The organism is Asticcacaulis solisilvae (assembly GCF_052327315.1).
Taxonomy (GTDB): Bacteria; Pseudomonadota; Alphaproteobacteria; order Caulobacterales; family Caulobacteraceae; genus Asticcacaulis; species Asticcacaulis solisilvae_B.
The window spans coordinates 336,749-348,635 of sequence record NZ_CP166196.1 but is presented as its reverse complement, the minus strand read 5'-3'; the positions used below and the strand labels follow the sequence as shown (position 1 = coordinate 348,635).

Genomic DNA, 11,887 nt, shown 5'->3' with positions numbered 1-11,887 from the left:
AGTAAAATTGAATTACTAAATCGGCAAGCGTTTTTTATCGAATATCAGGCTTGCGGAAAGTTACACTATAACATATGTGATGGAAACCGCAGCACTGGACGCGAAATGACTCCGAAGAAGACGAAATGGCTGGATCTGGCGTCGATGGGGCTTTCGGGCCTGTGCGTCGTCCACTGCCTGCTCCTGCCCTTCCTCGTGGCGGCCCTGCCCTTCCTCGGTATCTTCTCGCAGAACGAATGGGTTCACCAGGTGCTGGTGAGCGTCGCGGCGCCGCTCAGCGCCCTGGCCCTGTGGCGCTCCGGCGGCTGGCGCAGGCTCCGGGTCTGGGGTCCGATGGCCACCGGCCTGGCCCTTCTGTCTGCGGCGGCCTTCATTCCCGACCTCGAGCCGGTCGAAGCCCCCATGAGCGTCATTGGCGCCCTGATGGTCGCGGCTGCGCACGTCGTCAATTATGGCGGGCTGCGCGCCCTTCACCGCCACACCGCCGACTGCGCCTGCGACGCCTGAGTCCGTATTTCGGTCTTGACGCTCTGTCCCTAACCGTTAAGGGAAGGCGCTGGTTTCAACCGCTACCGCGTGCGTGCTCATGATCCGTCACATCGTTATGTTCAGTTGCAAGGATCGGGCGGATCTCGATGGCATCTACAGCGGCCTGTCGGTCCTGACCCAGATTCCGCACGCGGCGGTGCTGGAAGTGTCGCACAACGAAAAGATCGACCAGCTGGCCAATGATATCGACGTCATCGTCTACGGCGAGTTCGCGACTATCGAGGACTTCCGCGCCTACAAGGCCCACCCTCTGTACGAAGAGTCGATCCGCCGCGTCCGCCACCTGCGTGACATCCGCGTCGCCGCCGACTACACGGTCGAAAACGCCACGCGGGTTCCCGTCTAAGGCAAGCGTCTGAGGCGCTCGAACAGTAACTGGTAGAAGCCCTCGCCGTCGGCCTCGGTCATGAAGGTGGCGTTGGGCGGGCGATCGGTCGATTTCCACCAGTCGACCACCGTCATGCCCAGCGTCAGCTCGCTTTGCGTTTCCACCATGACATTGACCTCGCGGCCGCTGAACAGCCCAGGCCGGATAAGATAGGCGATGGTGCACGGATCGTGCAGCGGCGCGCCCACCCAGCCGAAGCGCGCCATGTCGAAGGCCTCGGACGCCTTGAGCATGATCGCCGTCTGCGGCCCGGTGCGATTGCCCATGTCGCGCAGGGTCTGCATGCGCTCGGGCGTCGAGATCACCTTGTGCGTGGCGTCGAGCGGCAGGAGCGTCAGCTTCGCTCCGCTGGTCAGCACGATATCGGTGGCGACGGCGTCGACATAGGCGTTGAACTCGGCGGTCGGCGAGACATTGCCAAGCTCGCGCCACGAGCCCAGCATCATGACGACTTCGCGAACGCGCCCGATGATATCGGGTGCGTCGGTAAACGCCCGCGCGATGTCGGTCAGCGGGCCCAACGTCACCAGCGTCACATCGTCGACGGCGCGAAGGGTATCGATGATGAACTGGACGCCCGGCTTGTCCTCCAGCGGAAAGGTCGGTTCCGGCAGGTCCGGCCCGTCCAGGCCCGTGGCGCCGTGGATATGTTCGGCGGTGACCAGCGTCTGGCGCAACGGCCTTTCGCTGCCGGCATAGACCCTTACGTCCCTGCGCCCGGACAGTTCGACCAGCCTGCGCGCATTGTTGAGCGTGTGGTGTAACGGCACATTGCCGGCCACCGCCACGATCCCCAGGACATCGAGGTCTTCCGGCGACGCCAGCGCCAGCAGGATGGCCAGGGCGTCGTCCTGGCCGGGATCGGTGTCGATGATGATCTTGCGCTTTGACATGGCGCACGATTCGCATGCGCCTGCCGCTCCCGTAAAGAGGGTTTTGCAGTGAACGGGCAAACTGCGCTAAACATCCCGCACACCACTGGAAACGCCCATGCCCAAGCCCATCGTCGTCGTCGGCAGCCTTAATTTCGATTACCTGATCGATGTCGCACGACTGCCGAAGCCCAACGAGACCCTGATCGGGCGCGGGATCCGCACGGCTATCGGCGGCAAGGGCCTGAACCAGGCCGCCGCCTGCGCCGCTTTCGGACGTCCGGTCGAGATGGTCGGCGCGGTCGGCGCCGACGCCATCGGCCAGCAGGCCCTGGGGCATCTGACACGCAAGGGCGTCGGCACGGCGCATGTGCGCACGCTGAATGACGCGCGTACGGGCCAGGCCCATATCCTGGTCGCCGAGGACGGCCAGAACATGATCGTCGTCACCCCAGGCGCCAATGGCCGCGTCTCGTCCGCCGATATCGACGCGGCGGAAAGCCTGATCGCCGGGGCATCAGCCGTCGTCGTGCAGCTGGAAATCCCTCTGCCGGCCGTCCGCCGCGCACTCGAACTCGCCCGGGCGCACGGAATCTTGAGCATCGTCAATCCGGCGCCGGCCGATCCGGGCGTCCTCGATCTGCTGCCGCTTGCGGATGTCGTGACGCCGAACGAACTGGAACTGATGGCGCTGACCGGTATAACGGACCTGTCCGACGCATCACTGATCGAGGGCCTCAATGCCCTGATCACGGCCGGCGCGCGCCGCGCCGTGGTCACGCTGGGCTCGGCCGGCTGCGCGACCCTGGCAGGTTCCGAGCTGATCCGTATTCCCGCCTTTGCGGTCAGGGCCGTGGACGCGACAGGCGCCGGCGACACCTTCAACGGCGCCCTGACCGATCGTCTGATCGCGGGCGAAACCGTGGCCGAAGCCCTGCGCTATGCCTCGGCCGCCGCCGCGATTTCCGTGACCCGCGCCTCGGCCGACGCCGCGCCGACACCGCGGGAGGTCGACGCCTTCCTGGCCCAGCATCCGGCGCATACCAACGGTCATTAAAGAAATGACCGTTGGTAAGAGCAGCTTGCCAAGTCCCGGCTTCTGCGCATAGTAATCGGTTACAAAAACATATCGGGGAGAGTTCCATGCGTCTGCTGTTCGCCCTTATGGCTGCCTGTCTGGTCGCGCCCGTTGCCCAGGCCCAAAGCCCCGACAAGTCTGCCGGACCGCCCGTCGTCTATCTATGGCCCAAGGGCCAGCCGGGCTTCGAGGCCCGCCGTGACATTCCCGAACAGCACGCCGAATGGTGGTGGCGCAGCATCAACAATCCGTCGCTCACCGTGTTCACCCCGCCTGCCGGCAAGGCTGGCCGCGCTGCCGTTATCGTCGTGCCGGGCGGCGGCCACCAGAACGTCGTTTTCGGCGAGGAAGGCATAAAGCCGGCGCAATACCTGGCCAGCCAGGGCGTCACGGCGTTTGCGCTGAAATACGTGCTGGCGCGCGAGGCGGGTTCGCCCTACTCGATCGAAGGCGACGCGCAGGCCGACCTGATCCGCGCGGTGCGCTGGGTGCGCGCCCACGCCGCCGATTACAATATCGATCCCAACAAGGTCGGCGTCATGGGCTTTTCCGCCGGCGGCGAGCTGACCTCGATGGTGACCTTCACGCCCAAGACAGCCGACGCCAACGCCGCCGATCCGATCGACCGTCTGTCGAGCCGCCCGGACTTCCTGATCGAAATCTATCCGGGGCCGCTGGGCATCCCGCCGACGGTCTTCGCCGCCCCGCCGCCCGCCTTCCTGCTGACGGCGTGGGACGACAAGATGGGCGTGGCCGACACCAATGTCATCGAGGGCCTGTATCGCGCGTGGCCCGACGTGCCGCTGGAACGCCATGTCCTGTCGGGCGGCCAGCACGGGTTTAACATGGGCGACCGTTCGAAGCTCAAAGCCGTCCACGACTGGCGGTCGCGCCTTGGCGACTGGCTGGCCGATCAGGGGCTATCCCCCCAATAAGCGCCTTTCCCCGACGGCTTTCGCTGCTATAGTCGCGCACTCCGGAAGACTAAGGGACGGGCGATGGACTATATCGAGCTGGGTGCCGAACGGCAGCGCATGGGATCGCAAAAGCTGCTGATCGGCGACGATCGCATGTTGATGCGCGCGGGCCTGGCCCTGCTGATCCTGATGACGGTCTGGCGCTTTTCGATCGGCCTGATCAGCCACGTCATCTGGGAAGAAAGCCACTTCGTCGTGTCGGGCGCCTATCCCGACTTCGGCTACCCCGATATTCCGGCGGGCTTTCCGTGGATCGCCCGCGTGGTCACCGCCGTTTTCGGCTGGCAGATCTGGCCGCTGCGCATCATCGGCCTGCTGATCGCCACCGCCATTCCGTTCGCCGTCTATTTTCTGGCCGGGCCGCTGACGGCAAAGCGCAACGCCATCTGGGCAGCCATTGTCGCCCTGCTCCTGCCACCGTCGGCGCTCAACGGCACCATCTTCTATCCCGAAGGCGCCTTGCAGCTGCTGCTGGTCCTGATGTGCGGCTGCCTGATCCGCGCCGTGGCGACGGACGAACGCAAATGGTGGATCTGGGCGGGCGTCTGCGCCGGCATCGGCCAGCTGGTCCATTTCCGCTTCCTGGTGCCGGGCCTGGCCGTCGTGCTGTTCATGCTGATCAACCGCGAAGGCCGCAAGCTGTGGACCCGCCCCGGGCCGTATATCACCGCGGCGCTTGGCGTCATCGGCTTCGTTCCGGCCATCATCTACAACGCCACCCACGACTGGCCAGCGGTGCAGTTCCACGTCATCAACCGCCCGCATTTCGACCCGGCGCCCGACCATATCATCAGCTTCGTCATGACGCAGATCGGGTTGTGCACGCCGATCTTCTTCATCGCCCTGTGCTTCGCCGCCAAGGTGTCGCTGGTCGACGACCGCAACAAGCCCGATACCCTGCTGGGCTACCAGGCCGTGACCATCTTCCTGTTCTACGTCGTCCAGGCGACGATCAACAAGAAGGTCATGCCCCACTGGCCGTTCATGGCCTACCTGCCGCTGCTGCCCTATGTGCCGGGCGTGCTCATCGCCTTCGCCGACAATGCCGCCACCCCGGTGGGCCGCGCCGTCCGCAGCGCCATCATCGCCATCAGCCCGGTCCTGGCGCTGGGCATCGGCGTCGCCGCCAGCATCTACCAGTGGGAATTCCGCCATTCGGCCGAGCTTCCCTATACCGAGCGTGCACATAACATCCTGCAGAACGAGAACTATCTGCTGGCGGAGCCCGACCTGGCCGCCGCGACGGCGCGCGCTCACGCCCGCTTCGGCGACGACATCGCTTGGGCCGCCACGGGCCACCGCACGGCCGTGCACCTGGAATTCCCGGGCCCGGGCAAGGAAGGCCGCCACATCTATACCCTGGGCGAGCCTTACGACAATGTGGCGCGCTTCGTCGTCGCCCGCCACGACTGGCACCTCGACCTCGACGCCCTGCAAAAGGACCGCGCCGGCAAGGGCGTCGTCATCATCCTCGACGAGCCAGACTACCTGTTGCACGAAGGCGAGTCGCTGGCCATGTACACGACCCTGTGCAGGACCTTCGAGGATATCGAGCCGTTCAAGGTCACGTCCCTGCCGCCGGGCCGCACGGTGCTGTCGCTCTATACGGCGCGCGTCCGGCAAAAGCCGCTCGACGTCCTGCCCAAGGGCCCCTGCCCGCTGATTCCGCAGCTCTACCTGGCCAATCCGCAAAGCGGCCGCTTCATCACCGTCAAGGACAACAAGCAACACTACGGCATCGCGGTCGATCCCAAGGGCATTACCCACCTCGACGTCATGATAGACCATAAGCCGGTCGTCGCCGCCAATTACGGCATCGACGATATCAACTTCCACGCCCCGGACTATCTCAGCTACGATCCCAACTATCCGAAGGTCCAGTTTACCTTCACCTTCCCGCCGGGATCGCTGACACCGGGCGAGCACGATCTCAGTCTCGAGGCGACGCGGACCGACGGCACCAAGACCGAGGGCGCGGATCGCAAGATCTACATCACCAAGAAGTAGGATGGTGCGTGTGACTCAAGCAAGAAACCCCACCACCACCCTTCGCTAGCGCTACGGGCGGTCCCCCATCGCTTCGCGACAGGGAGGTATACACAGCGAGGAACAGAAAAGGCGGCGCCCGCGAGCGCCGCCTTTGATTTTTGTCTTGAACCCAGGGGCTTAGCCGAAGCGGCCGCCGATATAGTCGCCGGTCTTGTCGACCTTCGGCTTGACGAACAGTTCCTCGGTCGGGCCGAACTCGATCATCTTCCCCAGGAACATGAAGCCCGTATAGTCCGACAAACGCGCGGCCTGTTGCAGGTTGTGCGTCACGATGACGATCGTGTAGTCGCGCTTCAGCTCTTCCAGCGTGTCTTCAAGCTTGGCGGTCGACACCGGGTCGAGCGCCGAAGCCGGTTCGTCGAGCAGCAGGATTTCCGGATTGACGGCAATGCCGCGCGCCACGCAGAGACGCTGCTGCTGGCCACCCGACAGGCCCAGGCCCGACTTGTTCAGCTTGTCCTTCACTTCGTCCCACAGGGCGGCGCGGCGAAGGCTGGTTTCGACCAGTTCGTCGAGTTCCGACTTGCTCTTCGACTGGTGCAGGCGGACGCCGTAGGCCACGTTGTCGTAGATCGACATCGGGAACGGCGTCGGCTTCTGGAAAACCATGCCGACGCGGGCGCGCAGCGAGGTGGCGTCGACCTTGGACCCCAGGATGTTTTCGCCGTCGAGCATGATCTCACCCTCGGCGCGCTGGCCGGGATAGAGGTCGTAGATACGATTGAAGATGCGCAGAAGGGTCGACTTGCCGCAGCCCGACGGACCGATCAGCGCCGTGATGGCGTTCTTCTTGACCGGCATGTCGACGCCGAACAGCGCCTGATGGTTGCCGTAATAGAAGTTCACGCCCTTGGCTTCGAGGACCAGGCTGTCGGCGGGCGGCGGCGTGATGACGCTCTTGAAATCGGGGGACGTTGTGTCGGTGCTCATGAGAGTCTCTGTTTCAGAGGAAATGGGGCAAGGCAGCTTGGATTAATGGCCGGACTTGTCGCGCGCCAGCCAGCGTCCGAGGACGTTGATGCCGAGCACGGCCAGCGCGACAATCAGGGCGCCCACCCAGGCCAGGCGGATCCAGGTATCATCCGGGCTGAGGGCGTAATTGTACATGACCACCGGCACGCTGCTGGTCGGCTGCGACAGGAGGTGCGGGACATTGTACCAGTCGTCCGGCAGAAACTGGTTGTTAAGCGCGGTGAAAAGCAGCGGCGCGGTTTCACCCGAAATCCGGGCGAAGCCCAGCAGGCCGCCGGTCAGGAGGCCCGCGCCGGCTGCCTTCCAGATGATCTTGCGGACGGTGGCGAATTGCGAACCGCCGAGCGCCATGCCGGCTTCGCGCAGGGCATTGGGCTGCAGGTTCAGGATGTCTTCGGTGGTCCGCGTGACGATCGGCGTCGCCAGCAGCGCCAGGGCGACCGCACCGGCCCAGCCCGAGAAACCGCCGAACGGCTTGACCAGCAGTTCGTAGACGAACAGGCCGACCAGGATCGACGGCGCCGACAGCAGCACGTCGTTAAGGAAGCGCACGGCGTGGCCGTAGGGCGAGTCGCCGCCGATTTCCGCCAGCCAGGTGCCGGCCAGGACACCGATGAACAGGGCGATGACCATGCCGATGCCGCACATCAGGAACGAGCCGATCAGGGCATTGCGCAGGCCGCCGGGGGACCCCGGCGCCGGCGTATCCATGGTGAAGATGTCGAGGCTCAGGCCGCCGAAACCCTGCTTGAACAGCGAGTAGAGGATCAGGCCCAGCGCGAACAGGGCGACCCCGGTCGCCAACATGCAAAGGGTGACGAAAACCGTGTTCAGTATCTTGCGGCGGGCAGCACGGGCGGATGTCGTGGTAGCCATCTCGGAACTCCTTAGTAACGCTGCGTCGACAGGAGCCAGCGCGCGACGGCCAGCACCGAGAAGGTAATGATGAAGAGCACCAGGCCCAGCGCGATCAGCGCCGAGGTGTGCAGATCCGTGGTCGCTTCGGCGAACTCGTTGGCGATGGTCGAGGCCAGGGTCGAGCTCGAGTCGAAGATCGATTTCGGGAATTTATGCGAATTGCCGATGATGAAGGTCACGGCCATGGTCTCGCCCAGCGCGCGGCCGAAGCCCAGCATGATCACGCCGACCATGCCCTTTTGCACGTAGGGCAGGATGACGCCGGTAACGACTTCGAACGGCGTGGCGCCGACCCCGAAGGCGGCTTCGCGCACCTGGGCCGGGATCGAGCGGAACAGTTCGCGGAAGACGGCCGACATGTAGGGCAGGATCATGATGGCCAGGATGACCGACGCGGTGAAGACGTTGGCGCCGTTGGGAATGCCGTAGAACAGCTTGGCCCAGATGGAATTCGGATTGGCCGCGAAATGCATCAGCAGCGGCATCTGGACGTATTTGGCGAAGAAGGGCGCGAAGACGAACAGGCCCCACATGCCGTAGACGATCGAGGGGATGCCGGCCAGCAGCTCGACCGCGATGGCGATCGGCTGGGCGATGATGCGCGGCGCGAATTGGGTGAGAAAGACCGCGATGCCGATGGCGATCGGCAGGGCCATGGCCAGGGCCAGGATGGACGAAACCAGCGTACCGACGATAGGCCCGGCCGCGCCGTAGGTCTCCGTCACAGGGTTCCAGTCCGTCGTAAAGAAGAAACGCAGGCCGAATTTCGCGAAGGCGGGCCATCCGCCGATCACCAGCGAAACGACGATGCCACCCAGCGCAGCCAGAAGCAGGGTTGCCGCCGCGAACGCCACATAGCGAAAGATCGGATCGAACGGATCGGACCTGTGCGAGGTTTTTGCGTCGCTCATCGGCTGTTTGCCCTTTGGTTCCAAAAACAGTTGGGACACGTCCTGTGTCCGCATAGTCGCCGCGGGAAGCGGTATCAACAGGTTTTATTACGACGACTTTTTACGATTTCGGGGCGAGGCTATAACCCAAAGGCATAACCTCGCCCCGATCGATACTCAAGACGCGTGAAGCTTACTTGTTCGGCGAAACGTAGACCGGTTGGCCGTTGGCCTTCACGTTCTGGGCCCATTCCTGACGCATCAGGTTCTTAACCGCGGGCGGCAGGGTGACGTAGTACAGGTCCTTGGCGTTGAAGTCGCCGTTCTTGTAGGCCCAGTCGAAGAACTTCAGCACGTTGGCGCCCTTGGCGGCATTGGCTTGGTTCTTGTAGACCAGGATGAAGGTCGCACCGGTGATCGGCCAGGCATTGGCGCCCGGCTGGTCGAGGACCAGCAGGTAGTTGCCCGGAGCCTTGGTCCAGTCGGCGCCAGCCGTCGCGGCGCCGAAAGCGGCGGCCGTCGGTTGCGGCCAGGTGCCGTCATGGCTTTGCAGTAGGGCGTAGTTGGCCGCCGTCTTCATGACGTAGGCGTATTCGACGTAGCCGATCGAACCAGCCGTTTGCTTGACCAGGGCCGACACGCCGTCATTGCCCTTGCCGCCCACGCCCGTCGGCCAGTCGACGGCGTCGTTGGCGCCGACCTTTTGCTTCCACTCGCCGCTCTTCATCGACAGGTACGAGGTGAAGAGGAACGAGGTGCCCGACCCGTCCGAACGGTGGACGACGGTGATCGGCATCGGAGCGAGCGCAATGCCAGCGTTCAGCTTGGTGATCGCCGGGTCATTCCACATCGTGATCTTGCCGAGGAAGATGTCGGCCAGGACGGCGCCGGTCAGCTTCAGCTTGCCGGTCGGAACGCCCGGCAGGTTGATCATCGGAACCACGCCGCCGATGACGGTCGGGAACTGGAAGAGGCCGTACTGGTCGAGGACGTCTTGCGTCAGCGGCTTGTCCGAGGCGCCGAAATCGACGGTCTTCGCCTGGATTTGCTTGATGCCGCCACCCGAGCCGATGGCCTGGTAGTTCAGGCTGATGCCGGTGGCGCGCTTGTAGCCTTCGGCCCACTTGGCGTACAGCGGAGCCGGGAAGGTGGCGCCGGCGCCGGTCATGGTTTCGGCCGAAGCCTGCGAGGCGAACGCCGTCGCGGCCAAAAGAGCCACGGCAGCCGCGGCGGAAAGAAGCTTCATCATGTCCCATCTCCTTGGGGGATGTCGGTTTAAGAACCGGCCGGGATAGTGCTGCGAGCCTGTACCCGCAATTTATGACACTAATGTTACAGCCGGGATTTCATAGAAAGACGGGCCTGCCCCTTTTGGAGGCAGGCCCGTAAGTCGCTCGCTTAGAAGCGGAACTGCGAGTAGACGCCGACTTCGTTGGCTTCGACCTTGTGGCCGGCCGACGGGGTCAGGCTGTCGTGCTTCACGATGGCCGAGAAGTTCACGCCCTTGAAGGCATTCCATTCGACGCCGAGGTTGTAATAGTCGTCCTTCTTGGCCGCGTTGAGCAGCTTCGACAGCTTGGCGGTGTCGGCGCGGGCGAAGATGCTGTATTCCGGCGTGATGCGGAACGAGCCGAACACGGACGTGCCGTCGGCCTTGTCCGGGGTCGTCGACTTGACGAGCGTGCCCGAGAAGTCGTTGGCCGAGAAGTATTCGACGCCGGCGCGCAGACGGTCACCCGTGAAGGCGGCCAGGGCGTTGAAGCGCGAAGCCTTTTGCGGCGTCGCGACGCCCGGAGCGGCCTGGCCGAGCTTGCCGGTATAGCCGCCGATGGCGAAGTTCAGCTGGTCGAACTTGGCGCTCAGGCGGCCTTCGATGTCCATGCTCTTGGCGCGGGTCGGGTTCTTGTAGCCGTTGCCGTTGATCGCCGAGACCTGGTACGAGAAGTTGTCGTTCAGCTTGCCGAGGACGTGCAGACCCCAGTCGGCCGAGGTGCCGAAGCCGGTACGGTCCGAAACGGTCTTTTCCAGGTAGCGCGAGCCGTAGATGTCTTCGGCGTACGGGATCCACGGCAGATCGGCCGAACCGGCGCGGACGATGAAGGCCGGCGAGAAGGTGCCCTGGATGTAGGCCTTCTTGATGTAGACTTCGGTGGCGCTGATGGCCGACGAATATTGGAAGTCGGTCGTGACGTTCATCGACCAGACGTCGGTGAACTTGTGGTCGATACCGACGTAGAAGCGCTTCACGTCGAAGCCGGTGCCGTTGGCGGCCGGGATGCCCGAAGTAGCGGTCGAGTTCGAGGTGACGCCGTCAACCTTGCTCGTGATGTTGCTGAAGTCGGCATAGATGCGGCCCGACACGGTCGTCGAGTCGGCCCAGCTTTGCGCATTGGCGCCGGCAGCGGCGGCCAGCAGAAGCGCGCCGGAAGCAGCGCCGAAGAGGAGGGAGGTGAGTTTCATGTCGTTCGCCTTGTGAGAAATCTCTGGCCATAATCCGGCCATGAGGCGGTAAATACGGGGGGCGAATGACGGTCCCATGTAAGTTCCATGACAGTTCCATGACATGGGCCGGACTGTGTCCCGACTGTGGCGCAATAAGCGCAGTTTTCCTTTCATACGGTCATCGGGCGGCGGAGCCTTGTCGTAAAAAGGGAAAATTAACCAGTAACCCAATGGGCCGTTTGGACGTATAAAGGGCATAACCTCAGAAGGACGACCGCATGAACCGCCGTCATTTCCTCTCCGCCCTCAGCCTTGGGGCCTTGGCGGCCGCCACCGGCGCCACGGCCGAGACCATAGCCCCGCTTACCCTGCCCGACGCCGAATGGAAGAAGCGCCTGCCGCCGCAGGCCTATGAAATCCTGCGGCACGAAGCCACGGAGCGCCCCGGCAGCTCGCCGCTGCTGGAAGAGCACCGCAAGGGCATCTTCGCCTGCCTGGGCTGCGACCTGCCGCTGTTCGATTCGAATACCAAGTTCGACAGCGGGACCGGCTGGCCCAGCTTTTTCCGCGCCATCCCGGATCATCTCAAGACAAAGACCGACTTCGCGATCGGCATACCGCGCACGGAATATCATTGCGCACGCTGCGGCGGCCACCACGGCCACCTGTTCGACGACGGCCCCAAGCCCACCGGGCTGCGCTACTGCAGCAACGGCGCCGCCCTCAAATTCATTCCGGCAAAGGCCTAAATC

12 protein-coding genes are annotated in these 11,887 nt (G+C 63.9%); 6 read left to right on the top strand and 6 right to left on the bottom strand.

Annotation, left to right across the window (positions count from 1 at the left end):
• Window positions 1-105: 105 nt before the first annotated feature.
• Both AB8717_RS01535 and AB8717_RS01530 read left to right on the top strand, forming a co-directional pair.
• Window positions 106-507, top strand: coding sequence for a MerC domain-containing protein (locus AB8717_RS01535; protein WP_443749269.1), 402 nt, complete (start codon window positions 106-108; stop codon window positions 505-507).
• A 79-nt stretch (window positions 508-586) separates the two neighbouring features.
• A complete protein-coding gene (locus AB8717_RS01530) occupies window positions 587-895 on the top strand; it encodes a Dabb family protein (RefSeq protein ID WP_443749268.1) in 309 nt (102 codons plus the stop codon).
• On the opposite strand, the gene AB8717_RS01525 is transcribed toward AB8717_RS01530, so the two are convergent.
• On the bottom strand, window positions 892-1,830 hold the full coding sequence (locus AB8717_RS01525) for a nucleoside hydrolase (protein WP_443749267.1): 939 nt from the start codon (window positions 1,828-1,830) through the stop codon (window positions 892-894). The two genes, AB8717_RS01530 and AB8717_RS01525, sit on opposite strands and share 4 nt — an antisense overlap.
• 97 nt (window positions 1,831-1,927) lie before the next feature.
• On the opposite strand from AB8717_RS01525, the gene AB8717_RS01520 reads away from it, so the two are divergent.
• The 3 genes from AB8717_RS01520 (at window position 1,928) to AB8717_RS01510 (ending at window position 5,871) form a co-directional block, all read left to right on the top strand.
• Window positions 1,928-2,866 carry a ribokinase gene (locus AB8717_RS01520; RefSeq protein ID WP_443749266.1) on the top strand — a complete coding sequence of 313 codons (939 nt, stop codon included), beginning with the start codon at window positions 1,928-1,930 and terminating at the stop codon, window positions 2,864-2,866.
• Window positions 2,867-2,952: 86 nt separating this feature from the next.
• The gene (locus AB8717_RS01515) at window positions 2,953-3,822 is read left to right on the top strand and encodes an alpha/beta hydrolase (protein WP_443749265.1); all 870 of its coding nucleotides are present in this window, start codon (window positions 2,953-2,955) and stop codon (window positions 3,820-3,822) included.
• Window positions 3,823-3,885: 63 nt separating this feature from the next.
• Window positions 3,886-5,871, top strand: coding sequence for an ArnT family glycosyltransferase (locus AB8717_RS01510; RefSeq protein ID WP_443749264.1), 1,986 nt, complete (start codon window positions 3,886-3,888; stop codon window positions 5,869-5,871).
• 159 nt (window positions 5,872-6,030) lie between these two features.
• On the opposite strand, the gene pstB is transcribed toward AB8717_RS01510, so the two are convergent.
• The 5 genes from pstB to AB8717_RS01485 all read right to left on the bottom strand — a co-directional run bounded on the left by pstB (window position 6,031) and on the right by AB8717_RS01485 (window position 11,153).
• Complete coding sequence (gene pstB / locus AB8717_RS01505; protein ID WP_443749263.1) at window positions 6,031-6,843, bottom strand: phosphate ABC transporter ATP-binding protein PstB; 813 nt, start codon at window positions 6,841-6,843, stop codon at window positions 6,031-6,033.
• A gap of 42 nt (window positions 6,844-6,885) precedes the next feature.
• The gene (pstA, locus tag AB8717_RS01500) at window positions 6,886-7,761 is read right to left on the bottom strand and encodes a phosphate ABC transporter permease PstA (protein ID WP_443749262.1); all 876 of its coding nucleotides are present in this window, start codon (window positions 7,759-7,761) and stop codon (window positions 6,886-6,888) included.
• An 11-nt stretch (window positions 7,762-7,772) separates the two neighbouring features.
• Window positions 7,773-8,714 carry a phosphate ABC transporter permease subunit PstC gene (pstC, locus tag AB8717_RS01495; RefSeq protein WP_443749261.1) on the bottom strand — a complete coding sequence of 314 codons (942 nt, stop codon included), beginning with the start codon at window positions 8,712-8,714 and terminating at the stop codon, window positions 7,773-7,775.
• Between the two features lie 172 nt (window positions 8,715-8,886).
• The gene (gene pstS, locus AB8717_RS01490; RefSeq protein WP_443749260.1) at window positions 8,887-9,942 is read right to left on the bottom strand and encodes a phosphate ABC transporter substrate-binding protein PstS; all 1,056 of its coding nucleotides are present in this window, start codon (window positions 9,940-9,942) and stop codon (window positions 8,887-8,889) included.
• A gap of 149 nt (window positions 9,943-10,091) precedes the next feature.
• Window positions 10,092-11,153: a porin gene (locus tag AB8717_RS01485; protein WP_443749259.1), complete on the bottom strand. Its 1,062-nt coding sequence runs from the start codon at window positions 11,151-11,153 to the stop codon at window positions 10,092-10,094.
• A 260-nt stretch (window positions 11,154-11,413) separates the two neighbouring features.
• On the opposite strand from AB8717_RS01485, the gene msrB reads away from it, so the two are divergent.
• Window positions 11,414-11,884, top strand: coding sequence for a peptide-methionine (R)-S-oxide reductase MsrB (gene msrB, locus AB8717_RS01480; protein WP_443749258.1), 471 nt, complete (start codon window positions 11,414-11,416; stop codon window positions 11,882-11,884).
• The last annotated feature ends 3 nt before the right edge of the window (window positions 11,885-11,887 follow it).